General features: G+C 69.8%; 22 protein-coding genes. 10 read left to right on the top strand and 12 right to left on the bottom strand.

Annotation, left to right across the window (positions count from 1 at the left end; all coding sequences use genetic code 11):
- Positions 1-297 precede the first annotated feature (297 nt).
- Both msrA and msrB read right to left on the bottom strand, forming a co-directional pair.
- The gene (gene msrA / locus AB0K35_RS03740) at positions 298-804 is read right to left on the bottom strand and encodes a peptide-methionine (S)-S-oxide reductase MsrA (RefSeq protein ID WP_238668024.1); all 507 of its coding nucleotides are present in this window, start codon (positions 802-804) and stop codon (positions 298-300) included.
- On the bottom strand, positions 801-1292 hold the full coding sequence (gene msrB, locus AB0K35_RS03735; protein WP_363883530.1) for a peptide-methionine (R)-S-oxide reductase MsrB: 492 nt from the start codon (positions 1290-1292) through the stop codon (positions 801-803). The genes msrA and msrB overlap by 4 nt, the downstream gene beginning before the upstream one ends.
- A gap of 484 nt (positions 1293-1776) precedes the next feature.
- Between msrB and AB0K35_RS03730 the strand changes: the two genes are divergently transcribed.
- Positions 1777-2694: an NADP-dependent oxidoreductase gene (locus AB0K35_RS03730; RefSeq protein WP_363883528.1), complete on the top strand. Its 918-nt coding sequence runs from the start codon at positions 1777-1779 to the stop codon at positions 2692-2694.
- Positions 2695-2789: 95 nt separating this feature from the next.
- On the opposite strand, the gene AB0K35_RS03725 is transcribed toward AB0K35_RS03730, so the two are convergent.
- From AB0K35_RS03725 to AB0K35_RS03715, 3 genes are read right to left on the bottom strand one after another with little or no spacing between them, the layout of a single operon-like run.
- Positions 2790-3200, bottom strand: coding sequence for a GNAT family N-acetyltransferase (locus tag AB0K35_RS03725; RefSeq protein ID WP_363883526.1), 411 nt, complete (start codon positions 3198-3200; stop codon positions 2790-2792).
- A 60-nt stretch (positions 3201-3260) separates the two neighbouring features.
- Positions 3261-4001 carry an FAD-binding oxidoreductase gene (locus tag AB0K35_RS03720; RefSeq protein WP_238668020.1) on the bottom strand — a complete coding sequence of 247 codons (741 nt, stop codon included), beginning with the start codon at positions 3999-4001 and terminating at the stop codon, positions 3261-3263.
- Complete coding sequence (locus tag AB0K35_RS03715) at positions 3971-4567, bottom strand: sulfite oxidase-like oxidoreductase (RefSeq protein ID WP_238668019.1); 597 nt, start codon at positions 4565-4567, stop codon at positions 3971-3973. The genes AB0K35_RS03720 and AB0K35_RS03715 overlap by 31 nt, the downstream gene beginning before the upstream one ends.
- Before the next feature lie 293 nt (positions 4568-4860).
- Here AB0K35_RS03715 and AB0K35_RS03710 point away from each other — a divergent pair, with 293 nt between their 5' ends.
- On the top strand, positions 4861-5871 hold the full coding sequence (locus AB0K35_RS03710; protein ID WP_363883523.1) for a mechanosensitive ion channel domain-containing protein: 1011 nt from the start codon (positions 4861-4863) through the stop codon (positions 5869-5871).
- A gap of 81 nt (positions 5872-5952) precedes the next feature.
- Here the strand turns inward: AB0K35_RS03710 and AB0K35_RS03705 are convergent, their stop codons facing one another.
- Positions 5953-7074 carry a hypothetical protein gene (locus AB0K35_RS03705; RefSeq protein ID WP_363883521.1) on the bottom strand — a complete coding sequence of 374 codons (1122 nt, stop codon included), beginning with the start codon at positions 7072-7074 and terminating at the stop codon, positions 5953-5955.
- A gap of 342 nt (positions 7075-7416) precedes the next feature.
- Between AB0K35_RS03705 and AB0K35_RS03700 the strand changes: the two genes are divergently transcribed.
- Positions 7417-7686 carry a hypothetical protein gene (locus AB0K35_RS03700; protein ID WP_238668016.1) on the top strand — a complete coding sequence of 90 codons (270 nt, stop codon included), beginning with the start codon at positions 7417-7419 and terminating at the stop codon, positions 7684-7686.
- Between the two features lie 135 nt (positions 7687-7821).
- Here AB0K35_RS03700 and AB0K35_RS03695 read toward each other — a convergent pair whose 3' ends face one another.
- A complete protein-coding gene (locus tag AB0K35_RS03695) occupies positions 7822-9162 on the bottom strand; it encodes a glycosyl hydrolase family 18 protein (protein ID WP_363883519.1) in 1341 nt (446 codons plus the stop codon).
- A gap of 304 nt (positions 9163-9466) precedes the next feature.
- Between AB0K35_RS03695 and AB0K35_RS03690 the strand changes: the two genes are divergently transcribed.
- Positions 9467-10552 carry a branched-chain amino acid aminotransferase gene (locus tag AB0K35_RS03690; RefSeq protein ID WP_357361645.1) on the top strand — a complete coding sequence of 362 codons (1086 nt, stop codon included), beginning with the start codon at positions 9467-9469 and terminating at the stop codon, positions 10550-10552.
- 79 nt (positions 10553-10631) lie between these two features.
- Here AB0K35_RS03690 and AB0K35_RS03685 read toward each other — a convergent pair whose 3' ends face one another.
- Positions 10632-11861, bottom strand: a complete 1230-nt coding sequence (locus AB0K35_RS03685; protein WP_357269856.1) for a helix-turn-helix domain-containing protein — start codon at positions 11859-11861, stop codon at positions 10632-10634.
- A gap of 254 nt (positions 11862-12115) precedes the next feature.
- On the opposite strand from AB0K35_RS03685, the gene AB0K35_RS03680 reads away from it, so the two are divergent.
- From AB0K35_RS03680 to AB0K35_RS03660, 5 genes are all read left to right on the top strand, one after another.
- Positions 12116-13033: a dihydrodipicolinate synthase family protein gene (locus AB0K35_RS03680; RefSeq protein ID WP_238668012.1), complete on the top strand. Its 918-nt coding sequence runs from the start codon at positions 12116-12118 to the stop codon at positions 13031-13033.
- A gap of 178 nt (positions 13034-13211) precedes the next feature.
- Positions 13212-15257 carry a M6 family metalloprotease domain-containing protein gene (locus AB0K35_RS03675; protein ID WP_363883516.1) on the top strand — a complete coding sequence of 682 codons (2046 nt, stop codon included), beginning with the start codon at positions 13212-13214 and terminating at the stop codon, positions 15255-15257.
- Positions 15258-15342: 85 nt separating this feature from the next.
- A complete protein-coding gene (locus tag AB0K35_RS03670) occupies positions 15343-15777 on the top strand; it encodes a hypothetical protein (protein ID WP_112604180.1) in 435 nt (144 codons plus the stop codon).
- Positions 15774-16352, top strand: coding sequence for a TlpA disulfide reductase family protein (locus AB0K35_RS03665; RefSeq protein ID WP_238668010.1), 579 nt, complete (start codon positions 15774-15776; stop codon positions 16350-16352). The genes AB0K35_RS03670 and AB0K35_RS03665 overlap by 4 nt, the downstream gene beginning before the upstream one ends.
- A 206-nt stretch (positions 16353-16558) precedes the next feature.
- Entirely contained in the window at positions 16559-18454 is a 1896-nt protein-coding gene (locus tag AB0K35_RS03660) for a CocE/NonD family hydrolase (RefSeq protein WP_238668009.1), read from the top strand.
- A gap of 240 nt (positions 18455-18694) precedes the next feature.
- On the opposite strand, the gene AB0K35_RS03655 is transcribed toward AB0K35_RS03660, so the two are convergent.
- Together AB0K35_RS03655 and AB0K35_RS03650 are read right to left on the bottom strand one after the other, a co-directional pair.
- Positions 18695-19888 (bottom strand): DUF418 domain-containing protein, encoded by a 1194-nt coding sequence (locus tag AB0K35_RS03655; RefSeq protein ID WP_363883513.1) that lies wholly within the window; start codon positions 19886-19888, stop codon positions 18695-18697.
- On the bottom strand, positions 19885-20088 hold the full coding sequence (locus tag AB0K35_RS03650) for a hypothetical protein (RefSeq protein ID WP_363883511.1): 204 nt from the start codon (positions 20086-20088) through the stop codon (positions 19885-19887). Before AB0K35_RS03650 ends, AB0K35_RS03655 begins: the two co-directional genes overlap by 4 nt.
- Before the next feature lie 101 nt (positions 20089-20189).
- On the opposite strand from AB0K35_RS03650, the gene AB0K35_RS03645 reads away from it, so the two are divergent.
- On the top strand, positions 20190-21077 hold the full coding sequence (locus AB0K35_RS03645) for a TetR/AcrR family transcriptional regulator C-terminal domain-containing protein (RefSeq protein WP_363883509.1): 888 nt from the start codon (positions 20190-20192) through the stop codon (positions 21075-21077).
- Between the two features lie 61 nt (positions 21078-21138).
- Here the strand turns inward: AB0K35_RS03645 and AB0K35_RS03640 are convergent, their stop codons facing one another.
- Both AB0K35_RS03640 and AB0K35_RS03635 read right to left on the bottom strand, forming a co-directional pair.
- Positions 21139-22224 carry a hypothetical protein gene (locus AB0K35_RS03640; RefSeq protein ID WP_357361654.1) on the bottom strand — a complete coding sequence of 362 codons (1086 nt, stop codon included), beginning with the start codon at positions 22222-22224 and terminating at the stop codon, positions 21139-21141.
- Positions 22225-22471: 247 nt separating this feature from the next.
- Positions 22472-24634 carry a hypothetical protein gene (locus tag AB0K35_RS03635; RefSeq protein ID WP_363883507.1) on the bottom strand — a complete coding sequence of 721 codons (2163 nt, stop codon included), beginning with the start codon at positions 24632-24634 and terminating at the stop codon, positions 22472-22474.
- Positions 24635-24916: the final 282 nt, after the last annotated feature.

Genomic DNA, 24916 nt, shown 5'->3' with positions numbered 1-24916 from the left:
CGCACCAGATAATCTACTGGGATTGGGACCCTGGAGTCCATTAGGTGCCGTGTTGAAGCCACGTGATGAAGAAGGGCGAACATGGCGTCAGCACGCTGAATGAACGGTGCGCTAGGCGGCTAGAGCATTTCTCGTGAGAGATTTCCTGGACTATATGGTCCATTCATTGGACGTGTCCACCGCTGCCGCGCCGGGCGGCCCCGGCGGAGCCCGCACCCATCCGGCGGACTCCTTGTCCGGGGCCGATCACCTCGGCCGGGGCCGGCGCGCGGGCCCGGGGCCCGCGCGCCGGAGGTGTCAGGCAGTCGCCCGCTTCGGAAGCTTCCACCCGGGGCGGGGGAAGTGGCAGGTGTATCCGTCGGGGTAGGTCTGCAGGTAGTTCTGGTGCTCAGGCTCGGCCTCCCAGAAGTCGCCTGCCGCGGTGACCTCGGTGACGACCTTGCCGGGCCACAGTCCCGAGGCGTCGACATCGGCGATCGTGTCCTCGGCAACCCGCTTCTGCTCGTCGTTCGTGTAGAAGATCGCCGAGCGGTAGCTGACGCCGATGTCGTTACCCTGGCGGTTCTTCGTCGACGGGTCGTGGATCTGGAAGAAGAACTCGAGCAGCGCGCGGAAGTCGGTCTTGTCGGTGTCGTAGACGACCTCGATGGACTCCGCGTGTGTGCCGTGGTTGCGGTAGGTGGCGTTCGGGACATCGCCGCCGCTGTAGCCGACGCGCGTGGAAACAACGCCGGGCTCGCGGCGGAACAACTCCTCCATGCCCCAGAAGCAGCCGCCGGCGAGGATTGCCTTTTCGGTGGTCATGTCGTCTCCATGCCTGTGGTCGCGCCAGTGTTGGTGTCACTCGTGAACAGGGTGCGGTATTCGCCGTACCCTGCGTTCTCCAGGTCGTCGAGGTGGATGAACCGCAGCGACGCGGAGTTGATGCAGTAGCGCAGTCCACCCTTCTCGGTGGGGCCGTCGTTGAAGACGTGGCCGAGGTGGCTGTCCCCGTGCAGCGAGCGGGCCTCAGTCCGGATCATCCCGTGACTGGAGTCTGCGCGCTCGACGACGTTCGTCTTCGCGAGTGGCTTGGTGAAGCTCGGCCAGCCGGAGTTGCTGTCGTACTTGTCGACCGATGCGAACAGCGGCTCGCCGGACACGACATCGACGTAGATGCCGGGCTCATGGTTGTCCCAGTAGGCGTTGGCGAACGGTCGCTCGGTGCCGTCCTGCTGGGTCACGTGGTACTGCTCCGGGTTGAGCCCCGAAACGGCCTCCGGGTTCTTGTGGTACTGGGTCTGCTGAGGCACAGCTCTCCCTTCCCGGCCTTGCGGCGCATAGCTGCGGAGCCAGGTGCAGGCTCCTGGGCACGCAGGTACAGACGCTCTCCGGGGCGATGGTATTCCCGCAGCCTGCATCTATCCTGGACTGTAAAGTCCGGAAACGGATTCCCGTCGATGGCAGGCCGTTGGCTCGCTCACGCGTTTGAACTGGCAACTCCTGCAACTGCAACAGCATTCCGGCGAACGAAAAGTGGACTTGACAGACCAGTTCCGGCGCGACTAGCTTCGGGACGTCCGACGGGCGCAGCCGGTAGCTACGGGCTGCCCGACCTGCCCGTCGGCGTCGAGTCCGACAAACGTCCCCGCCAGTCCCGGCAGCATCCCCGCGGCCCGACCGCCACCGATCAGCGTGGTGAGCTCCGGCCCCGAGGCTTGGCGCCGCCGATGCGGGGAAACGGAGACGTGCTCCTCGTGCCAGTGCGGACGAGGGCTGGATACGAGGAGGTGTCTGATGAAGGCGATTGTGGTGACGGACGAGGCTGCGGGAACGGCCGGGATGAGGCTGGCGGAGCGGCCTGACCCGGAACCGGCCCTCAACGACGTCGTCGTCCAGGTTCACGCCTCGGGGTTCGTCCCGACCGAGTTGGCGTGGCCCTCGACCTGGACCGATCGCCTCGGCCGTGACCGGACGCCGTCGATACCCGGGCACGAGTTGGCCGGAGTGGTCACCGCCCTCGGGTACGGCACGACGGGACTGTCGGTGGGACAGCGGGTGTTCGGCCTCACGGACTGGACCCGCGACGGCACCCTGGCGGAGTATGTGGCAGTCGAGGCACGCAACCTCGCGCCGCTGCCCGGCGACGTCGACTTCATCGTGGGCGCGAGCCTGCCGATCTCTGGCCTGACCGCCTGGCAGGGGCTGTTCGAGCACGGCCGCCTTCAAACCGGGCAGAGCGTCCTCGTGCACGGCGCGGCCGGCGCGGTCGGTTCGATGGTGACGCAGCTCGCCCGTGAGTTCGGCGCCTACGTCATCGGCACCGGACGCGCTGCCGACCGTCAGAAGGCGCTCGACTTCGGCGCGCAGGAGTTCGTCGACCTCGAGAACGACGCGCTCGAAGCCGTCGGCGGAGTTGATCTCGTCTTCGACGTCATCGGCGGCGTCATCGGGAAGCGCTCGGCCGGCTTGATTCGCGCCGGAGGAGTCCTGGTCTCCGTCGTCGGGCCGCCCGAGGTGCGGCCTGCGGACGGCCTGGCGATCGATTTCGTGGTGATGCCTGATCGTGCCCAACTGGGGGAAATCGTCCGGCAGGTACGGGACGGGCGACTGCGGACGCACATCGGCACCGTCGCGGACCTCGACGACGCCGTCTCCGCTCTCAACCCGACTGAGCGGATCACCGGGAAGACGATCATCCGCGCTCACTCGTAAGGATTCGGGGAGAACGACCGGTCCCGCGCTCCGCTCAGCGAACACACCACGCCGGCCAATTCAGCAAGGCCGACCTCAGCCGCGACCGCGCGTGTTCAATGCCCCCGCTCGGCGGAGTGCGACCGAGGAAATGCCGGGTCCAGAACGTCGGCATACTCCGGATGAGCATTGACGAATGCTGTCGCGAACGGGCAGGTCACGGCAACGGTCTTTCCTTGCCTGCGCAGGTCGTCGAGGACGCTGCCGATGAGTCTGCTCGCTACGCCCTTACCCCGGAACTCGGGGAACACGGACGTCGCCGACAGTATGACGCGGCTTCCCACCTCGCTGTAGACGAGCCCTGCGGCTGTCTGGCCCCCTACGGCGGCCTCGTAGATGCCGTGCGCGCTGTCGTTGGTGATGACGATGTCTTCCGCGTCGGGCGGGGTGGTTGCCGGCAGTTTCGAGCCACCCGAGTCCTGCTCGGTGCTGGTCAACGTGACCATGTCCTCAGCGTTGTTCGCCATCGTCGCTCCTGACTCTCGCTCCGCCGTGCTTGTTCGGATTCTCGGTGGTGCTCGACGTGGTCATCCTCCGCTGGGTCCGAAGCGTTCGGTGCGGATGTTCCCGGGGTTGTGGCCGGTGGCCACGAGAAGGTCGGCCACGGTCTCGACGAATCCGGTAGGCCCGCAGACGAAGGCGACAACATCGGCGGCACCGGGCCAGGTGACGCGGGCGAGCGTGTCCGCGTCGAGTCGTCGAGGTGGGGTCGGCCAGCCGGGGGGCGCGATCCTGGTGTAGACGTGGGTGACGGCGACAGGAGAATCGCCTGCGGCCTCTGCTGTCGCAAGCTCCGCCGTGAACAGGGCATCCGACGGGGATCGGGTCGAGTAGATCAGCCTGGTGGGAGCCGTCGCCGCACGGACCATCGACATCAGGGGCGCCACGCCGGATCCGCCGCCGATCAGCAACGCCGGGCGCGGATCACCCGGTCGGCGTACGAACCAACCGCCGAGCGGCCCACGGATCTCGAGCTGGTCACCCGGCTCCGCAACGTCGACGAGATACGGCGAGACCTCACCGTCGGGCACCGTCTGGACGGTCACCTCGAGGCGGTCGGGCCCCGGGGCGGACGAGATCGAGTAGCTGCGGTACGCCGTGTAGCCGTCGGGAGCGGTCAACCGGACGTCGACGTGCTGGCCCGGCACGTGACGTGTCCAGCCGTCGACGTCGAGGACCAGGGTCCGCGCCGTCGCAGTCTCCGCGCGGGTGGCCGCGACAGTCGCCGGCAGCCAGGTCAGTCTGCCAGGTATCGCTGCTCGCGCCATGGGTCCCCGTAGTTGTGGTAGCCGGCCGTCTCCCAGAACCCGGGTTCGTCGTCCAGACGCAGTTCCAGAGCGCGCAGCCATTTCGCGCTCTTCCAGAAGTACAGGTGAGGAACGAGCAGACGAGCTGGCCCGCCGTGCACCGGAACCAGCGGCTCACCGTCGAACTCGTACGCCACCCAGGCCTGGCCGTCGACAAGGTCCTCAAGCGGGATGTTCGTGGTGTAGCCGCCGTAGGAGTGGGCGACGACGTACTCGGCGGCCGTCTCGACGTCGGCCAGCAAGGTGTCTATGGAGACGCCTCGCCAGCGCGTGCCGAATTTCGACCAGTGCGTGACGCAATGGATGTCCACTGTCGGTTCGTCGGCGGGAAGGGCGGTGAACTCCGCCCATGACCACGTGCTCCGCTCGCCGGTCTCGGTGACGACGGCGAGCTCCCAGGCGTCGAGCCCGATGCGCGGTGTGGGTCCCGCCGACAGCACCGGGAAGTCGTCAGTGCGGTACTGGCCGGGTGGGAGGTCGGTGTCGTCGCGTCTGCGGCCACCGAAGCCACGTGTGATCACCGCCATGCGCCTCTCCCCGAGTGGCGGCCGCGTGGCCGCGACCCCGCTGCCGCCCGTGCTATGAACTGGACCATGCCGTCCAGACTAAGCTGATGTGGTGCCTGCCGGCAAACTACGCCAGCTATGGGTTGGACTGGATCGTCCGTGGAGTCTCGGCGGCGACGGAAAGCCATCGATGCCAGCCGGCGGTTGTTCGTCGATGTTGGCCGCCCGCCCCTGGCCGGGGTGGCACCCTGAGCACGTGGACTGGGCAGTGAGCTGGGGGAAGCTGGCGTCGGGATTACGGTGACCGGCCTCTGATGCGTACCGCGTTGATCGTAGTGACCGCGCTGGCGACGGCGGTGGTCGTGGACCTGATCTCCGGCCTGGTCGTCCGCCGGGTAGCCCGTGGTCGTTACCGGTGGCTGCTGGAGCCGCTGCGGCATGCCTGCCGCCGCCCGGCAGCGACGCTGTTGCTGGTTGGGGCGTTGTACTACGCGCTGCCGTCGAGCCCGGTCGGGTGGCAGCGTCATCTGCGGCACGTCGTCCTGGTGGCTCTGGTGCTGTCCGGAGCATGGTTGGTTATCAAGGCGTTGCATGTCGCCGAGGCGGTCGCATTCAGTCGGCTCCCGGGCGGCGCGGTCGCCAGCCGGCGGGTCCGGCGGGCCCGGACGCAGATCCGCCCAGTGCGGCGGCTCACCGTCGCCGTGGTGACGATCATCGCGATCGGCCTGATCCTGATCACCTTTCGGCCGGTGCGTCTCTTCGGCGTCTCCGTGTTGACGTCGGCGGGGGTGGTCGGCGCATTGATCGGCCTGTCGGCCCGTACCGCGCTCGGCAACGCGTTCGCCGGTGTCCAGGTCGCCTTCGCCGACGGTCTGCACGTCGGCGACGTACTGGTCGTCGACGGCGAATGGGGCCGGGTTGAGGAGGTGAAGCTGACCAACGTGGTGATCCGGCTCTGGGACGAGCGGATGCTCATCCTGCCGACCACGTACTTCACCGAGCGGCCGTTTCAGAACTGGACCCGGAACGAGTCTCGGGTCATCGGCAAAGTCCAGATCCATGTCGACCACACCGCGGACCTGGACGACCTACGCCAGGAAGCGCGCCGGCTGGTCGAGTCCTCACCGCTGTGGGATCGCGACCAGTGGGTGCTCCAGATGGTCGACTCCACCGCGCAGACAGCGGTCATCCAGGTGCAGGCCTCGGCCGCCGACGGCGCCAGCGCCTGGGACCTGCGCTGCGACCTGCGCGAGGGAATGGTTCGCTACCTTCGCGACCGCCATCCCCAGTGGCTGCCCCGCACCCGTGGTCAGTATCAGCCTTGAACGGAGGGCCCGACGGGGCCACCAGCGGTTCTCGGAAGGACTGCGCCTGGCCGAAACCGATCGCCGGTTCCGGCTGCCGAACTACTCTGCCGGCAGCCCGCTCTTTTCGTCCCGCCAGCCATCGGGTTGTGGATGGTAGCCGTAGGCGGCAGCCCGAACCGTGTCCTCGTTCTCCAGCCCGGAGCCGATCGCGCCGCCGACGGTGGCCAGCGAGCTGGTGATCCAGGCGAGCGCCAGATAGTCGGTGACGTCGACTGGGCGCTGCAACGTCTGTTCGAGCACTGACGTGTCGATCAGCAGTGCCCCGACCAGCACCGTTCCCACGAGCAACACCACGTAGGACAGCACCGTGGCCAGAGCGAGGGTGAGCATCGTACCCAGGTTGAACAGCCGTGCCAGCTCGGCCGGCGTCTCGCGGCTCGGCTTCTCCCACAAGTCGTGGGCGACGATCAGCCAGGCCACCAACGCTGCTAGCCCGAGCAGCATGATCACGGCGAGCCGGAGTCCGCCGAGCGCATCGCCCATCTGCCAGATGGTGTCCGTGGTGAGCGCGAACGCGGCCGTACCGAACGCGCCGACCAGCAGCTTCGACAGGCCCAGCAGGGCACGACCAGGACGGTTGGCTCGAACCATGCCGATCACCAGCCGTAACCGGCCGATGAGCCGCGAGGCAACGTAGCGTTGCTCACCGGTGTCGGCCTCGCCGACCACCCGGTGGACGGCGGTAACCCGGCCTGCCGTCTCAGCCGGCGCCCAGCCGGCCGGCGGCACCCGCTGGTCGGAAGCCTCGGTCAGCAGCCGGCTCACCAGCTCCGGAACGGCCGCGCGGGCCGCCCGCAGCTGGTGCAGTCCCAGCGCGGGCAGGGACAGCACCGCGACTCGACGCCGAGCGGAGGCCTGCGCGACCAGCGGCACCCGCTCGGCATGCAGCGGCAGGTCGGTCAGACAGATGGCGACGTCCCACTGGGCGTCGGCACGCCGCTGAGCGAGATCATCGAGTAGCGCCTCAACGCCGCCGTCGCGGCGCGGCGCCACTTCGCCCCAGCCTTCCCGGACGATCCACCGCACGTCCGCGTCCACCCGCTCGGCGAGCCCGCTGGCCAGCTCCGTCGTCAGCCGCGCTGCCACCCGAGCCGGGTGATCCGGCGGGGTTGCCACCAGTCCGACGACGATTTCCGGGCGGTCCTGTTGCCGCTGCGTCATCGGTGCTCCTCACCGGTAGCCGGGGTCGGCCGCTGACGGCGAACAGACCGGCGCCTCAGGCACCATCGCGCCAGCTCCCCGTGCCGAGTGAGGCAGTGGTACCGCCAAGCCGCCGAGAGGAGCACCCCGACCAGCACGTACGGCGCCACCGCGACGCACTCGTCGAACCGGGCGTCCCGCCCACGCAGCCTAAGAGACCACCCCGACCGGTGCAGCGGTTTCAGCGCAAGGGGCTCTTGAGCACGTCGTCGCCCGGGCGGCCCGTCGTGCACCAGGCAGGACCGCCGACAGGGTCAGCGCTGACATTCGGCACCCAGCCGGCGGTACGCGGACAATGGGGCGATGAAGCGAAACGTGAGCCTGATGCGGTTGACCGGGACGCGCGCCGACGGCGCGGTGGCGACGGGCGCGGCGGCTACCGGCGCGAGGGCTGCTGGGGCAGCGTCGCTCGGTGCCCTCGCCGTGGGGGCGCTGGCCGTCGGGGCCGTGGCCGTCGGGGCGCTGGTCATCGGGCGGCTGGCGATCCGTCGGGCGGTAGTGCGGGAGTTGCGCGTCGGCCGGCTGGAGATCGACGAGTTGGTGGTGCACAGTCGAGCCACTGCTGAGAAATGACCCACGACGGGCGCCCGGAAGCGGGGCCCGCAGAGTGCGAACAGCGCGTGCCGGCGGTGGAACGGTTCGGTGCCGACCTTTCGACAGCGAAGCGCCGGGCCCACCGGCTGGCGGTGGGCCTGGCGTCAGGACCCGTCAGCGGCCCTGCAGGCGCTTCACGTTGTCGCCGAAGGTCCAGCCCTTCGACCCGTCCCAGTTCGCCGACCAGGTCATCAGGCCCTTCAGGCCGGGCACGGAGTTCCAGGCCTGCGTGACCAACGACGTGGACATGTAGCCGCCGCCCGCCCCGTTCTGCGCCGGCAGGCCCGGGACCTGCTTGTCGTACGGCACCCGGATGGTGGTGCCCTGGATGGTGAGCCCGTTGTTGAGGCACTGCGTCTGCACTGTGAAGCCCTGCACGGTGCCCGCCGGGTACGAGTCGCCGGCGCAGCCGTACATGCTGCCGTTGTAGTACTGCATGTTCAGCCACCAGAGCCGGCCGTTGTCCACGTACTTCTTGATGATCGGCAGGTACGAGCCCCAGATCGAGCCGTAGACCACGCTGCCGCCGGTGACGTACGCCGTCTCCGGTGCCATGGTCAGGCCGAAGTTCGACGGCATCCGGGCCAGCACGCCGTCGATGATCCGGATCAGGTTGGCCTGCGACGTGGACAGGGTGTTGATGTTGCCGCTGCCGGTCAGGCCGGTCTCGATGTCGATGTCGATGCCGTCGAAGTGGTAGGCAGTCAGGATCGGCACGATCGTCGCGACGAACCGGTCGGCGACAGCGGCGGAGCTCAGGTCGATGCCGGCGGCGGCCCCGCCGATCGACATCAGGATGGTGGCGCCGGCCGCCTTGGCCTGGCACATCTCGGCCGGGGTGGCCACCTTCACGCCGGCGTCCATGCCGTTCTCCCAGAGGACCGTGCCGTCCGAGCGGATGACCGGGAACGCCGCGTTGATCACGTTGTAGCCGTGCTGGGTGAGCCGGCTGTCGGTGATCGGGATCCAGCCGAGGCCGGGGTGGACGCCGTTGGAGGCCCCGTCCCAGTTCTCCCAGTAACCCTGCAACACCTTGCCGGTGGGCCGCGACTTCACGGCGCAGGTCCCACCGGTTGGCGGCGGTGTGGTGGGGGGAGGCGTGGTCGGTGGTGGCGTGGTGGGGGGCGGGGTCGTGGGTGGCGGCGTGGTGGGCGGCGGCGTGGTTCCCGAGCACGCGCCGAGGTCACGCCAGAGCGATGGGGTCGCTGCGGGGTTCCACCCGGCGCCGGGGTGCGCGGTGTGGGTGACCAGCGCCTGGTAGAGCCGGCCGCCGTAGGTGACCTGGGCGCCCGCCTGGTAGGTGGGTCCTTCGGCCCAGGTGGGGGCGGTGCACGCGACCAACGGGACGGCGTTGGCCGAGGGCACGGCCGCCATGCTGCTGGGGACGAAGGCGACGGCGGCCGTGACGGTCATCGCCGCCCCGGCTACCACTGCGAAAATTCGACGGCTTCTCATGGCTCGCTCCCCAGGCTTCGACGACCCGCGACCTCCACATATTGACGTTCGTGACCTTTAATATCAAGGGTTGTTTACAGATCCCGGAAAGTTGGGGGATCGACCGGCTGCGGGAGGGTGGCCAGGTCGATGGCGTAACGACCCGGTGGGGTGGCCGCACCGTCCCTCCGAGTCGCCGCAGTCTGTCTACTGTCGGCGACGACACGGTCGGTATTCTGCACCCTGTCACCCGACAATCGTCCCCTGCGTGATCGTTCTCGGTGACCTGAGCGCCCAGGGATGCGGCCATGGAGAGGACCCGGCGATGAGCCTGTCGTTCCCGTTGCACCAGAATCCGAGCCCGGCGAGCGCGCAGCGGCGAGCCGAGATCATGGCGAATCCGGGGTTCGGCAGGTACTTCACCGACCACATGGCACGGGCGGTGTGGAGGCCGGACGGCGGCTGGCAGGACTCCGAGATCATCCCCTTCGGTCCGATCCTCATGCACCCGGCGGCGGCCGTACTGCACTACGCCCAGGAGATCTTCGAGGGGATGAAGGCGTACCGGCACCGCGACGGCTCGATCTGGTCGTTCCGACCGCAAGCCAACGGCGAGCGCTTCGCCCGGTCCGCCCGGCGGCTGGCACTGCCCGAACTGCCGGTTCCGGACTTCATGGCCTCGGTCGAAGGGCTGGTCCGTGCCGATCAGGTGTGGGTGCCGGACGAGGACGAATACAGCGTCTACCTGCGGCCGTTCATGTTCGCGTCCGAGCCGTTCCTGGGGGTCCGCCCGGCGCAGGAGATCACCTACATGGTGATCGCCTGCCCGGTCGGCGCGTACTTCTCCGGTGGCGTCAAGCCGGTCTCCATCTGGCTCTCCACCGAGTACACCCGGGCGGCCCGCGGCGGCACTGGCGAGGCGAAGTGCGGCGGCAACTACGCCTCCAGCCTGGCGCCGATGGTCGAGGCCGCCGAGCACGGCTGTGAGCAGGTCTGTTTCCTGGACGCCGCCGAGGGCCGCTACGTGGAGGAGCTCGGTGGCATGAACCTCTACTTCATCACGGCCGACGGCCGGATCATCACCCCGGAACTCGGCACGATCCTCGAGGGCGTCACCCGGGGGTCGATCCTCGTCCTCGCCAAGGGTCTGGGCCTGGAGGTCGAGGAGCGCCCGGTGGAGATCCGGGAATGGCAGGAGGGCGTGGCCTCCGGCGCGATCACCGAGGTGTTCGCCTGTGGCACCGGCGCCGTTGTCACGCCGGTCGGGCGCCTGGTCTGGGAGGGCGGCGAGGTGACGGCCCCGAAGGCCGGCGCGGAGGACTCGGTGACCATGCGGCTGCGCCGCCACCTGCTCGACATCCAGTACGGCCGGGCCGCCGACCCGTACGGCTGGATGACCCGCCTCGTGTGACGAGGAACGTCGAAGACCTCCCCACGGGCGCCCGGATGCCGCTGCCGTCCACAGTGGCAGCCGGGGCCGAGCGGCGACGTCACGACGTGCGGTAATGGCCGGTGAGCCGACCGAGCTTCATGGCCAGGTGCAGGCACAGCCGTTCGTTGCCGTCCTTGAGGTCGGTCCCGGCGAGCTGCTCCACCCGTTGCAACCGGTAGTAGAGGGTCGTCCGGTGCAGTCGGAGCTTCTCGGCGGTGGCGTGCGCGTTGCCCGCCAGGTCGAGGTAGGCCTCCAGGGTCTCCAGCAACACCTGGTGGGCGTCGTCGCGCAGCAGCCGCTCCAGCCCGGGATGGACGCCAGCGACGTCGAGGTGCTGGCTGTCCAGTTGGGACAGCACCCGGTAGATGCCCAGGCCGGCCCAGGAGACCACCCCGCCCAGCGCGGGCAGTTGCGTACCGACCCGGGCGGCGTGTGCGGCCTCCTGATAGGACTCCACGGCGCTGGCCAGCCCGGCGCGCGGCTGACCGATCCCGGTGACCGTCCGCTCCACCGAGGCCAGGCCCCGGGTCGCGGTGCGCAACGCGTCGCTGAGGTGCCCCGCGGAGGCCTCCGGTGAGGGGCGGCCGGCGATCCGGTCGCCGCAGACCAGCAGCACCCCGTGGTCGTGCCAGACCAGGTGCAGCGTCTCCCGCACCCCGATCCACCGGCGGGTGGTGACCAGGGCCTGTTCCAGGGCGATCCGGGCCACCTCGTCGGGCTGCCGTCCGGCGGCTGGCACGAGCTGGGCGACGAGCGCGACTGTCAGCCCGTCGGCGACCACCACGCCCTCCTCCAGCAGCGCCCGCGCCGCGTGCTCGCGCGCCTGCCGGCTCTCCACCAGCAGGGTGCGGGTGGCCTCGGTCTCCCGCTGCGCGGCGAGCTCACCGAGCAGGTTCTCCCGGTACAGGGCCAGCGACAGGTCGGTGAAGGGGCCGGTCGCGGTGGCGATGTCGGCGTCGGTCATCGAACCGTCGGCATCGATGAACCAGACGAACCCGAGCAGCAGGTCGTCGTGTCGGATCGGCACGCAGACCCTCGCCAGCAGGTCCAGCTCGGCGCACGCGGGGGTGCGGACCGGCGCGTGCGCCGTGAGCACTCCCATGCCCCGGAACCAGGCGATCACCTCCGGCGTCGTCTGCCGGCGCAGGATCGACGTCCGGCGGACGTCGTCCATCGGGCCGTCGTGCTCGCTGTAGGCGACCACCCGCTGTCGCCGGTCCTCGATGAGGGCGGGTCGTCCCACCCGGGCGGCGACGGCGTCGACGATTCGCTGGAGCTCACCGTGCATGTAACTCCCCAGGTTGCGCTGCGTGACAGGGATCGCGCGACCGCCAGTCCTTACCCTCCGGTGCGGGTGGGTCATCGCGCAAGGTCCACTGTCGAAGTCACGACAAAAAGACGGCCGGTATCGCGACGGTTCCGGCATCTGTCCGAAGACCGGGGACGACAGACGTTCCTAGGGTTCCGGTACGGATCGCACCAGCGCCGCCGCGCACGGTGCGGGTGGGATGACGGGCGGCGCCGGTGGGGAGGGATTGCCGAGTGGGATCTGGTAGGCCCTGGCAGGGCGTGCTGGTCGCCATCACCACGCCGTTTCGCGCCGACCTGTCGGTCGACTTCGACAAGCTCCAGGAACACGTCCGTTGGCTCGCCGCCGAGGGGTGCCACGGGGTCGCGCCGTGCGCGTCGATGGGGGAGTACCGGGCCCTCTCCGACGACGAGAGGGCCGCCGTGGTGAGGGCCACGGTGCAGGCCGCACCACCCGGCTGCGTGGTGGTGCCCGGCGTCGGTGGCTACGGCAGCAGGCAGGCCCGTCGCTGGGCGGAGCAGGCCGCCACGGTCGGCGCCCACGGCGTGCTCGCGCTGCCGCCCGACGCACCCGCCGCTCGCGCCGCCGACGTGGTCGCCCACTACCGGGAGGTGGCGGCGGTCGGCCTGCCGGTGGTCGCCCACAACGACCCGTACGACACCGGGTTGGACCTCACACCGGACCTGCTGGCGACCGTCGCCGAGATCGACGGGATCGTCGCGGTGAAGGAGGTCACCGGCGACGTACGCAGGTTGCATCGCCTGCGGGACCTCTGCCCGCACATCGACGTGCTGGTCGGCGCCGACGACGTGGTGCTCGAACTGGTGCTGTGTGGTGCCACCGGATGGGTCGCCACCCTGCCCAACGCGCTGCCCCGCCAGGCCGTGCGCCTGTACGAGCTGTGCGTCGCCCGCGACCTGGGCCGGGCGCTGCCGCTCTACGCCGAGCTGCACCCGATCCTCGGTTGGGCCTCTCGACCGGAAGCCGTGCAGGCCGTCAAGCTCGCCATGGAGTGCGCCGGACGGTTCGGTGGGCGGTGCCGCCCACCGCGCGGACCGCTGTCCGGGTCTGCCGTCGACCGGGTGCGCCGTGACGTGCTGCGGGCCCTCGCGACAGCGGCCGATCCGACTTCCGGGGCCGGCAGTGACTGATCTGCGGGTGGGCGCCGGTCATTCAGGTGTCGGAAGTCGTAGGCCCACCTGCCGACATCTGCACAGTGACCGGCACCGGCCCGTACTCCTAGATTCGCTGCGCGGCCTGCTGACAGATGTTCCACGGCACCCCCACCGGGACGCCAGCGCCGCGTTCCCTCCGACGAGAGGTGGTTCCGTGCACCGTGCTACCCCCCACCGCACCCGGCTGAGGCGGGCCGTGCTGGCCGCAGCCGTGGTGACCACGCTCGTGGCGACCGGCGCGGCGCAGGCCGCCGCGGCCCCGGCCAACCCGGCCGGCGGCACCGCGCCGTTCCAGGTCCTCGACCCGCAGGCCTGGCAGAACCCGGACACGATGACCTGGAATGACTACAAGGCCGTGCCCGGCAAGAACTGGGCCGACCCGAGCGTGTCCGGCTCGGTCCGCAACTTCAAGATCGCCCTGGTGGCGCTCGACTATCCGGACGAGACGTTCGCGGTCTCCCAGCGGGCCCGCTCGACGGTCTTCGGCAACCCGCAGTCCGTCGCGACGAACATTCCCCGGGCGGACGTGCCGAAGTTCTACCAGGACTTCCTGAACACTCCGAACACCCTCAACAAGGGCCACACGCTGCACGAGTACTGGATGCAGGACTCCAACGGCCGCTACGGCGTCGACCTCACCGGGTTCGGGCCGTACCAGATGCCGGCCAAGTCCTACCAGTACGGGCTGGACAACGGTTTCAACCCGGGTGCCTGCCCGAGCGGGGACGTGTGCGGCAAGAACATCCGCACCGACGGGCTGGGCGCCTGGCGGGCGGCCGTTGGCGAGGAGGTCGCCAACCAGTACGAGCTGGTGTTCATCCTCAGCGCCGGCCAGGACGAGTCGTCGACCTGGCAGGAGTTCGGGCAGATGATCTTCCAGAACAAGGAGGACGTGCCGGACGCCTGGGGCCCGCCGGACCCCAACCTGCCGAACTGGGCGAAGACCCGCTACGTGGACTGGACCTCGTGGAAGGCGGCGGCGACTCTGTGGCCGAACGCCGGCGGCGGTTCCTCGACGCAGGGGGAGAGCTCCGGCATGGGCGTCTACGCCCACGAGTTGACCCACCTGCTGGGCATCGGCGACAACTACAACAACCCGTACGGCGAGCCGCTGCGCAGGGCGTACACCGGGATCTGGAGCATGATGTCGCGCGGGTCGTTCAACGGCCCGGGCGGTCCGCACACCCGCTGGCAGATCCCGCCGACCAACGGCGGCTCGATGGGCTCGCTGCACACAGTGCGGGACAAGCTCAAGATCGGCCTGCTCGGTGAGGAGCACGTGCTGCGGCTGTCGCGGGAGTCGCTGGCTTCCTCGGGCCTGGTGGTCGCGCAGGTCACGGCCCGGGCGGTCGACGCCGGCCCGAAGGGTCTGAGTGGCGTGAACATCGCGCTGAACAAGGACCTGTCGCCGACCTGTGGGGTCAGCACCGACCCGTTGTGCGACGGTGGCAACTTCAACAACTACACGGTCGAGGTCGTCGACCGGATGGGCGCGGACTCCTTCACCCCGGACAGCGGCGTGCTGGTGAGCAAGACGAAGAACGCCGACAGCGCGCCGTTCCAGTGGGTGGTGGACGCCAACCCGCAGGACATCGACATGATCGACTTCTATCGGCCCGATGGCACCCCGCAGAAGATCACCATGGGCGACTACCGGCAGCTCTCCGACGCGCTGTTCCACGCCGGCGCGGACACCGGTAGCCAGTACGAGTACGTCGACGAGGCCAACCGACTGCACTTCTACATCATCGACCTCAAGCGGGACTCGTCCGGCTCGCTCTCCTACACCGTCGCGGTGCGTTCGCTGGACGGCACCGGTGGGCCGAGCAGTCACGGCGTGCTGCTGGGCAAGGGCGAGGTGAGCAGCGGCGGCAAGCCGACCAACCGCGGGGTGACCTGCTCGTTCGAGCTGACCAACACCGGTACCTACTCGGCCGGCGGGCAGCAGCACCCGGAGAACGTCAGCGCGTACCTGAAGTCGGACGTCTACCGCCTGTCGGCGGAGGTGGCCGGCAAGGGCTGGCGGACCTGGCTGCCCAACCAGCTCGCCACCGCGCAGTTCGGCAAGGCCACCACTGTCACCGTGTCGGTGGGTGCCACCGCCGCCGCCGCGAACACCGGTTTCGTGAAGCTCACCGCGACCTCGGAGAGCGACCCGACGAAGACGGTGACCAAGCAGTGCCGGGTCGAGAAGTCCTGACCGGCGCCCGAGGTTGACCCCGTTCCTGCCGGGTCCGCGGCGGTAGACCGCCACGGACCCGGCAGGCGGACGGAAGGAGGATGACGTGCGGCGAAGCATCACGACTCTGCTGCCCCTGCTGCTGGCCGGCGCGACCGGCTGCGGCACCGTCGGCGCCGCCCAGGAGGCTGTCGATCCGACGACCGTCCGGGTCCTGGTTCGCGACATCAACATCCGGGCCGCTGGCGTGGACTGCGCCGGCACCGGTCCGTACCAGCACTTTCACAACCGGGCGCCGTTCCGTGTGCTCGACCCGGACGGAGCGGCGCTGGCCAGCGGGCAGCTGCCGGCGGGGACCGCGGTGGCCGCCTTCGCCGAGGACCTGGGGGTCGAACGCCTGCCCACCTACTGCGAGTTCGCCGTCGGTGTGCGCGTGCCGCAGCGAACCTCCTACCGGCTGGAGGTGGACGGCCGGCCGGCGCTCGACCTGACGCCGGACAGCAGTGAGGGCCCGGCGCTGGTCGCGGTGGTCCCGTCATGAGGCGGGCACTTCTGCCACTGTTGCTGGCGGCGGCGCTGCTGGGCGGATGCAGCACACCAGAGCCAGCTCCCGCGCCGACGCCCGCCGGAGGGGCGGCGGCGCTGCCCGGGCCGGTCCCCGCCGACCTGGCGTTGCGTCCGGCGCCCGGCACCGCCCCGGCCGCCCCGGCGTTCACCGGCGCGCTGACCGACGGCACACCGTTCGTCGCCGCCGAGCTGTGGGCGCAGCGTCCCGTCGTGCTCACCTTCTTCAGCTCCTGGTGCACCACCTGCGCCAGCAACCAGGCCGCCCTCAGTGAGCTGGCCCGCAGCTACCGGGACCGGGTGGTCTTCGTCGGCGTGACCGGCGCGGACCAGGCCGACGAGGTCCAGGACTACCTCCGCGACCACCGGGTGGAGTACCCGGTCGTCCTGGACGACCAGCAGACGATCTGGCGTTCGTACGCCGTGCGGGAGCCGCCGGCCGTCGTGCTGGTGGCCAAGGGTGGCGCCCTGCTCCGCGGCTGGCCGGGCGGCCTGGACGCCCCGACACTCGACCGGCGGCTGCGGGAGCTGGTGCTGGCCGGCCAGCCGTAGTCCCGTCACCCAGACACCTCGGTGCGACGCCGACCCGGCACCGGTCGGCGTCGCACCGAGGTCTTCCCGTGCCCGGCGCGCGCCTGCCCGCCGGGCGAGAGACGCAGCCCGTCGAACCACACCCGGCGAAGTTCCTACACGTGCAGGTGGTGGCACAGACAACCGGCTCGTAGCGTACGCAGCCTCGGACACATCAAGGAGACTGCATGCCTACAGTGGGAACGCGCTGGCGCACAGGCGTGGCCGTACTGTCCGCGACTGTGCTCGCCGCCCTCGGCGCGGCGCCGCAGGCGCTGGCGGCGGACGGCCCGCCGTCGATAGTCGTCCAGGACGGCGTCACCCAGCCGGTGTTCGGCTACGCCGACGCCATCCGGGAACGCCTGTTCATCGACTCCACCTTCGACAGCGACAACGACGGTCTGCGCGACATCATCGCGTTCGACCTGATGCGGCCGGCGGCCACCGCGCAGGGGCTCAAGGCCCCCGTGGTGATGGACGCGAGCCCCTACTACTCGACCGTCTGCCGAGGCAACGAGTCCGAATGCAAGGCGGACCTCGACGGCGACGGGCTGCTCGACAAGTGGCCGCTGTTCTACGACAACTACTTCGTGCCGCGCGGCTACGCGGTCATCCTGCTGGACATGGTCGGCACCAACAACTCCACCGGCTGCCCCACCACCAACGCCAACCAGGACAACCTGAGCGCCAAGCAGGCCATCAACTGGCTCAACGGCCGGGCCACCGCCCGTAACGCCGCCGGCGAGGTCGTCAAGGCGGACTGGCACAACGGCAAGACGGGGATGATCGGCAAGTCGTACGACGGCTCGCTGGCCATGGCCACGGCGGTGACCGGCGTGAAGGGCCTGACCACTGTCGTGCCCATCAGCGGGCCGACCGAGTACTACGACTACGTGCGCAGCAACGGCGTGGTCACCCGTGGCAACAGCTACGTGTCGTCGCTGGCCAACACGGTCACCAACCCGGAGCGCCGGGACTACTGCAAGCCGGTACGCGACGCCATAGGTGCCGCCGACGGCGACGAGCACGGCGACTACACGTCCTTCTGGAACGAGCGCAGCTACGTCAAGAAGGTCCCCAACGTCACCGCCAGCGTCCTGCTCTACCACGGCCTCAACGACGACAACGTCCGGCCGGACCACTTCAGCAAGTTCTGGTACGCCCTGGCGGAGAACAACGTGCCGCGCAAGCTGTGGCTGTCGCAGGAGGGCCACGTCGACCCGTTCGACTCGCGCCGCGCGGTGTGGGTGTCGACGCTGCACCGGTGGTTCGACTTCTGGCTGCAGGGCGTCGCCAACGGCATCATGGACGAGCCCCGGGTGGACCTGGAGCGTGCCGCCGACGTGTGGGAGACCCACGCCGACTGGCCGATCCCCGGCAAGGCCGACACCGAGGTGTTCCTGCAGCCCGGCACCACCGGCGCGGGCGGTCTCGGGCTGGTGCCCACCGCGAAGCCGGCGACCGGGGCGTTCCAGGACAGCCGCACGCAGAGCCAGAACACCATGATCCTTAACCCGGACGTGGTGCAGCCCAACCGGCTGGCCTTCCTCTCCGCGCCGCTCACCGCGCCGCTGCACATCTCCGGCACACCCACAGTGCAACTGCGGGCCTCCGCCGACCAGACCGACACCAACCTCGGGGCGATACTGGTCGACTACGGCACCGACGAGCGGGTCGCGCACCGGGCCTCCGGCGAGGGGATCATCACCCTGGACACGTCGGACTGCTGGGGCGAGAGCAGCCCGACCGACGACGGCTGCTACAAGCAGACGGCGAAGCGGGTGGCCACCGCCGACTACGAGCTGGTCACCAAGGGCATCATGGACGCCCAGAACCGGCAGTCGATCCGCGTCGCCGTGCCGCTGGTGCCGGGGGAGTCGTACAACTTCAGCTTCCCGCTGCTGCCGGAGGACTACGTCTTCAAGCCCGGCCACCGGATCGGCGTGATCATCGTGGCCAGCTACCCGCAGTACTCCAGCCAGGCGGACACCACCGCCGCGAACCTTCAGGTCGCGCTGAAGAGCAGCAACATCGTCCTACCTGTGGTCGGCGGCACCGCCGCCGCGCACGCCGCAGGCCTCTGACCGGCTGACCAGCGGGCCGCCGCGAGCGGCTCGTCACCGGGGCGGCCCGGCGATCAACCCTCCCGCGGAGGGTTGACCGCCGGGCCGTTCGGCCGTCATCGGCTCTCGGCCGCCAGTGCTGCACACCGGCCCTCCGGCGGCTGACTGCCGCCGTCTCGTACTCGCCGCGTCGGCGGCGTCTTCGTGATGCTGGTGCGGATCGCCGTCCGGCTGCGCGCAGCCGGTTGAGAGCTGTCGGGCCTACCGTCGCATGGCGGGTCGCCTGCCGCGGGTCCAGGCGCGCAGCGCCCATTCGAACGGGCCGTACCGGAACCGTCGCATCCACCACCAACTGGCAGCCACCTGTACCACAAAGATGGTCAGGGCGATGAGCAGCGTCTGCGCTGGCGAGGTGCGGCCGGCCAGCCCCAGCCCCACGCCGGTGAAGACGAGCACGCAGATGAGCGACTGGCCCAGGTAGTTCGTCAACGCCATGCGTCCCGCAGGTGCCAACGCGTCCGCGACGCGCGGACGCCGCGTGAACAGACGCAGCAGAGTCGCGGCGTAGGCCGCCGCGAGGAACGGCGCGGTGACGATGCTGACCAGCAGTCCCGTCATGTTCGCCGTGCCGCCGCCGATCGCGAACACGGTGGCGCCGGCCAGGCCAACCGGATAGCCGACCCGCTCGCATCGGCGCAGCAGGTTCTCCCGGGTGTGCGCGGCGGCGAGCAACCGGTGCCTGCCAGCAGCCAGTCCGACGAGGAACGCGGCGAAGGCCAAGGGCCCTTGCACGGCAAGTGCGCCGAGCATCGCCGGCAACGAGCGCAGGTGCTCCAGGACGACATCATCGAACCCGCCGCGTAGGGCCTCCGTCGAACGCGCACCGGCGACGACCGCTGCGGCCTGATCCGGGACCACCGCGGCACCAAGAGCCGCGGCCAGACCTACCACGAACGCGAGAACACCCACGATGATCGCCGCCGCACGCAAGGCGGAGCGCGGCTCGATCCGCCGAACGGCGAGCAGCACGAGACCGAGCAACGCGTACGTGGTGAGGATGTCGCCGTGGAACAGCAGCACCGCGTGTAGCGCCCCGAGCACGAACAACCCGGACAGCCGACGCAGGAACGACCGGCCGAAGGCGGCCCCACGCCGGGCCGCCGAGTCGAGTTGCAGGGTGAAGCTGTAGCCGAACAGGAATGAGAACAGCAGGTACGCCTTCATCGCGAGCAGCAGTTCGACCCCACCTGCGACAAGCCGGTCGAGCGCACCGTACGCCGGATCGCTGACCAGTTGGAAGGCGTATCCGGAGCTGAAGTACGACACGTTGACCAGCAGGATGAGCAGCAGCGCAATCCCGCGCAACGCGTCAATGACGTTGATCCGGGCGTCGTCGGTGTTCTCCGCAGCCACATCCAGGCCATGGCCCTGCTGCCCACGTCTGAGCAGACTCATGACATCACTCCTCGAAAGACGACGGTGTTGGCGTACGAGGCAGCGACCATCTCCCGGGCGCTGCTGCTCCCACCCGGACCTCCGGGGCCCAGGAAGGCAGTGCAACTGCCCGCGGCGATGCCGATGGTGACGCCGTCCAGCGCGGTCGCCGGGCCATCGTGGGTCCTGCGAAGCGACGTCAGAAGAGCGAAATCAGTCATGTCGTACAGCGTATGAGTGCACTAGCAACCGGTAACAGTGAGGCTGGCCCCCGTATTCGTCTACCGGGTACCGTGACTGCACTAGTGCACGGGAGGCTGCTGTGGAGGAACCGCCGTACCGCCGGATCGCCGCCGGTCTCGCGGACCGGATCGCGTCGGGCGAGCTTGCGCCCGGGGCGAGGATCCCGTCGACCCGGCAGCTCATGGCCGAGTACGGGATCGCGATGGCGACCGCGACGAAGGTCCTGGCAACCCTGCGCGAACGGGGTCTCGTTGAGCCCATGCGGGGCGTCGGCACCGTGGTCGCCGCGGCCGGCGCGGGTAGAGCACCCGACCCCGACCGAGAGCAGGTGGTCGCCGCCGCCGTGGCCATCGCCGACGCCGAAGGGCTGCACGGCCTGTCGATGCGCCGGCTCGCCGGACAGCTCGGCATTCCGACAATGGCGATCTACCGGTACGTGGCCGACCGCGAAGAGCTGGTGCTGTTCATGATCGACGAGGTCATGGCCGACAACCCGCCGCCGGCCCTCACCCCGGACCGCGACGGCTGGCGGGCCTGCCTGGAGGCCTTCGCCCGGTTGCAGTGGGCGATGTACCGGCGGCACGCCTGGCTGGCCCAGGCACTCTCCTTTACCCGGCCACTTCCGGCCCCGCACGCCATGGCCCACACCGAGTTCGCGATGCGGGCCCTGGACGGGCGCGGGCTCGACCTGAACGCACAGTTCACGGCGGCGGTGACGGTGGCCAACTACGTGCGCGGCACGGCGGTGAACCTGGCCGAGGAGGCGCAGGCCGAGCAGGACAGCGGCCTGACCGACACCCAGTGGATGGCGGCCCACGGAGAACGGATCGGCACGGTCCTGGCCGACGGGCGGCTCCCGCTGATGGCCCGCTTCATCACCGCCGACGACATGGTCTGGAGCCTGGACACGCTCTTCGAGTTCGGCCTCCAACGCCTCCTCGATGGCCTCGCCCCGCTCCTGCGATGACGTCCGGGGGCCTTTACCGCGCCGGCAGCAACGGGTCCGCCACCGCCGGCGCGGCCCGACGTCAGAGCCGGGAGGTGAAGGTGGCCAGGAAGCGGTGCGGGGTGACTGCGCCGGTGTTGTCGAAGCAGATGACGTCGACGTCGGCGTTGGTGGTGTACGTCCAGGGTTGGGTGAGGTGGCAGTAGTTGCTGCCAGCGCCCTGCGCCACCACCTGGGCGTGCGTCTCCTTGATGCCGACCTGCGGGAAGGTCGCCAGGTAGCGGCCGGCGGGCGCCAACGGTGCCACCGTGTTCGCACCGACACCGAGCACCGAGTTGTCGTTTGTCGGCCCGCCGACGGCGGTACCCAGGTAGCCGAAGTACGAGGGCGGGCCGAGGGAGCCGATCACCGGCCGCCGACGGTGGTACGAGAGGACGAAGTCGGTGTTGATGAACGCGCCGGCCTGGTCGTAGCAGAAGACGTACACCTGCACGCCGGTGCCGACAGCGCTCCAGGAGTAGACCTTGCAGCGGCGGGGACCGGCGTTCGGCTGCACGGCGGTGACCTGCACGTTGCCGGCGAGCACCCCGGCCAGTCCCACCCCGGGCAGCCGCACCAGGTACTGCCCGACGCCCACCGGCCCGACCGTGTTCACGACACCGGTGGAGTTGTACGACTGCGCCACCAGGCCGCTGGTCCACTGCACGTACGCGTGGGAGGTGCCGGCCGGCAGCACGCCCGAGCTGGTCGTCCAGAGCACTGTGAACGGGGTGTCGTCGCGCGTGCCGCCCGGCTTGTGGCACTGCACGTCGACGATCTCGTCGGCGCCGGACTGGAACCAGCGGACCACCTCGCAGTAGTGACCGGTCCGGTTCACCGGGGTCACGTGCGGCACGCCCCGTGAGCTGGCACCTATCTGCGGGAAGCGGACCTGGAACCGGCCGGGCGCGAGCTTGATGCCGTCGGCCCAGGCGGCCGGGAACGCGGTCTTCCAGCTACCCCACTGCCGGCTGGTGTCCAGCACGGTCCAGGCCGGAACTGTGGGGTCCTTGACGTACGCGAAGCCCCAGCGGTCGGCGGTGGCCGCCACGGCCGGTGCGGGCGGCGTGAGCGCGCCGGCGGCCAGGACGGCGGCCAGTGTTGCGGTGACGAACGATCGGAGACGCATCTGTCCTCCAGTCGACGGGAACATGTCGGAGAGGAGTGTGCGCGCAGTGATTTCATGGTCGCAGTCAGCTACCTTGTGTGCTGGTGTCGGCTGTCCGCTACCCGTAACGGAGCTTCTGAGCAGTGCAGGCGCACGGGGGCGCTTCGGGTCTGGACCGCACCAGCCGAGGCCTCAGGCACCCTGGGATCGATGCCCTGGACGGCGGATCCGGTGAACGACGCCGAGCAGCCGGCGCGCGAGCGTCTGCTCAGCGGAGGCGGTCGGCCAGGTCACGCACCGCCTCAGTGAACGCCTCATCAGATTCGCAGGGGCGGTGTCCCTTGATCGGTGGCGGAAAGATGTCGCCGGACGGAGGTGTGACGCCGTACGGGTCGCGAAGCCGTCGGTCCACAGTCGCCTCTCGGTCGGATACGCCGGGTGCCTCGTCGGGTCGTTGCGGCGCGAAGACGCGACCCCCGATGGGGTCGGTGTCCCGCCACAGATTCACCCACCGCCAGTCCACCCGCTTGGCGATCTCGTGGATCACCTCGTCGCTGACGTACGCGGGAAAGAGTCGGGCGTACAACCGTCGGAGGGGCGAACCGTGGGTCAGCAGCGCGACCCGGTCGGTGACCCGTGGCGGCAGTTGGAGCACCGTCGCGGCGAGCAGGACGGAGCCGTGGCTGTGTCCGGTGAGCACCACCGCGTTGCCGGAGTCGACGAGGTGGGTGATCCGGCAGGTCAGTTCGGGAACGGCCCGTTCGGCGTAGCACGGGGGCGCGAACGGGTGCGCGGCTCTGGGCCAGAAGGTGCCCAGGTCCCACAGCACGCCGACGTACCGGCGGAATCCAGGGGTGCGATAGGCGAAGATTCCGCCGAGGACCAGGCCGATGATGAGGGCGGCGATCAGATAGCTGCCGACACCGATGCTGAAGTCGACGAAGCCGACCGGCAGCCCGACGTAGCGCTGGACCAGTTCGCTGGGAGGCGTCGGCAGCAGGCCGAGCGCGACCGCCGCCAAGCCGATCCCGGCAAGGCAGGCGTAGACAACCGCGAGCGGCACCAGCCGCTCGGTGAACTGGGCGCGGGCCAGGGTTCTGCGCACCTGCCGCAGCCGCGGCGTGGCATTGGTCGGCGCGTCTGGGAAGTCACGAGCGACGATCGCGGACGCGGCCCGGATCCGGCCCGGTCGTGACGCCACCGACACCACGCCGGCAATGGCCAGCGTCGCCAGCACCGCCACCGAGAAGCCGAGGATCGCCCAGATGCAGGCCTGTGGTGGGCTGGTGATCAACGCCTCCGCGGTCGGCGCGCCCCGGTTCAGGACGTCGGACACCCGATAGAGCAGTTCAGCCGAGAACGTGAGCGCCAGACTGATCGCGGCCACGGAGGTCGCGAGGGCGCCGAACCCGAGCGCGGGCGGGACATCCGTCTTACCCCGGTGCCAGAACCGCGCCGCCCCCAGGGCAGCCAGCAGCACCGCCTGACCGATGAACAGCCCGACGACGGTCAGGTTGTAACCGGGCAGCCCGTTCCGCTCCGGCCAGGAGGCCGAACTGGTCAGGACGTGGATCCAGACCAGCACGGTCAGGCCGAGGGCGATCGTTCGCAGCACGCTGACCAACCGGTCGAGCCGCCACTCCGTGGGCGTGGTCAGGGGTGGGGTGCAGAGCAGAACCGCACACATGATCAGCAGGAGTCCGGCAGTTGCCGCCAGCGCGACGGTGCCGACCGACAGGTTCTGTGCGGCCCGGGCACCGAGCAGACTGAGGTCCAGCGTGGCAAACGCCGCCGCGACGTGAATCGAACGCAGTCGACCGACCAGCGGCTCATTGTCCCACCGGCCGACGGCGGTGAGCCGGTTCGCCGCAAGAGGCTGGCCTGCCGCGCGAAAGACGTGAGACGGGAGCGCCGGGCGAGCGCTGAGCCCCCACACCAGGCTGATGGCCGCAGCCGGCACCAGCGCGAGTACCGCCAGACGCAGTCCGGCAGGACGCCCGCCGAGCCAGGAGAGCCAACTGCGTCCGGCCAGGCACTCCGGTGAGGACATGCACTTCCACGCAATCACATCCAGTGCGATCCCCACGATGCTCAGGACGTACATCGTGGTCAGGGTGAGCGCCAACAACCGGCACAGGGCCTTGATCACCGGGTCGGAGCCGGCTCCGGCCGGACGCATCCAGATGGCGAGGTTGATCAGCATGAAGGGCAACAGGATCACCATCGACAGCGTTCGCACCGCGTTGCCAGCAGGCAGGTTGTTCCAGCGGTAGGCCTCCAGCGTCACCCCGCCGGCCTCGCCGCCCCCGTGGTTTCCCGGCCGCGGCCGGTAGAAGCCGCCCCGATGGTCGCCCGCCACCTGCTGCACGTGCGGTCGATCCAGCAGGTCATCCGGGCCGGTGGCGGAAACCCCGTGCACTCGCAGTTCCACGACGCTGTCAGCCCCAGAGCGCCCGCCCCCGTGTCGCTGATCCATCCGGTACCGGCCCCCGGCGTGTACGAGGCGCACACCGACCCGCTCGGCTGATCCGACGGCGCCCGCGTGGCGCAACGGGCGTACCCCGCGAAGGGAGATGCAACCCCGTGCTCGTAGCGCGCCGCTTCGTGCCGATCACCCGTGGCGGACCGACCCGACTACCAAGAGGTGTCTGGTCCGCCGGCATTCTTCGGGTATCGACTCGACGACCTGTCCGGCGTGGTACCAATACCCGGA

This window comes from Micromonospora sp. NPDC053740 (assembly GCF_040677775.1).
GTDB classification, from domain to species: domain Bacteria; phylum Actinomycetota; class Actinomycetes; order Mycobacteriales; family Micromonosporaceae; genus Micromonospora; species Micromonospora alfalfae.
The sequence above is the reverse complement of the archived record's forward strand: the minus strand, read 5'-3'. Positions and strand labels throughout refer to the sequence as shown.

Excerpts from the sequence above, each read along its gene's own strand:
- AB0K35_RS03715 (WP_238668019.1), bottom strand. The coding sequence starts at position 4,567 with ATGGCGGTGATCACACGTGGCTTCGGTGGCCGCAGACGCGACGACACC.
- AB0K35_RS03665 (WP_238668010.1), top strand. The coding sequence starts at position 15,774 with ATGAGGCGGGCACTTCTGCCACTGTTGCTGGCGGCGGCGCTGCTGGGC.
- AB0K35_RS03705 (WP_363883521.1), bottom strand. The coding sequence starts at position 7,074 with ATGACGCAGCGGCAACAGGACCGCCCGGAAATCGTCGTCGGACTGGTG.
- AB0K35_RS03640 (WP_357361654.1), bottom strand. The coding sequence starts at position 22,224 with ATGCGTCTCCGATCGTTCGTCACCGCAACACTGGCCGCCGTCCTGGCC.
- AB0K35_RS03725 (WP_363883526.1), bottom strand. The coding sequence starts at position 3,200 with ATGGCGAACAACGCTGAGGACATGGTCACGTTGACCAGCACCGAGCAG.
- AB0K35_RS03700 (WP_238668016.1), top strand. The coding sequence starts at position 7,417 with ATGAAGCGAAACGTGAGCCTGATGCGGTTGACCGGGACGCGCGCCGAC.
- msrA (WP_238668024.1), bottom strand. The coding sequence starts at position 804 with ATGACCACCGAAAAGGCAATCCTCGCCGGCGGCTGCTTCTGGGGCATG.
- AB0K35_RS03720 (WP_238668020.1), bottom strand. The coding sequence starts at position 4,001 with ATGGCGCGAGCAGCGATACCTGGCAGACTGACCTGGCTGCCGGCGACT.
- AB0K35_RS03650 (WP_363883511.1), bottom strand. The coding sequence starts at position 20,088 with ATGACTGATTTCGCTCTTCTGACGTCGCTTCGCAGGACCCACGATGGC.
- AB0K35_RS03660 (WP_238668009.1), top strand. The coding sequence starts at position 16,559 with ATGCCTACAGTGGGAACGCGCTGGCGCACAGGCGTGGCCGTACTGTCC.
- AB0K35_RS03685 (WP_357269856.1), bottom strand. The coding sequence starts at position 11,861 with ATGCACGGTGAGCTCCAGCGAATCGTCGACGCCGTCGCCGCCCGGGTG.
- AB0K35_RS03655 (WP_363883513.1), bottom strand. The coding sequence starts at position 19,888 with ATGAGTCTGCTCAGACGTGGGCAGCAGGGCCATGGCCTGGATGTGGCT.
- AB0K35_RS03695 (WP_363883519.1), bottom strand. The coding sequence starts at position 9,162 with ATGAGAAGCCGTCGAATTTTCGCAGTGGTAGCCGGGGCGGCGATGACC.
- AB0K35_RS03690 (WP_357361645.1), top strand. The coding sequence starts at position 9,467 with ATGAGCCTGTCGTTCCCGTTGCACCAGAATCCGAGCCCGGCGAGCGCG.
- AB0K35_RS03730 (WP_363883528.1), top strand. The coding sequence starts at position 1,777 with ATGAAGGCGATTGTGGTGACGGACGAGGCTGCGGGAACGGCCGGGATG.
- AB0K35_RS03710 (WP_363883523.1), top strand. The coding sequence starts at position 4,861 with ATGCGTACCGCGTTGATCGTAGTGACCGCGCTGGCGACGGCGGTGGTC.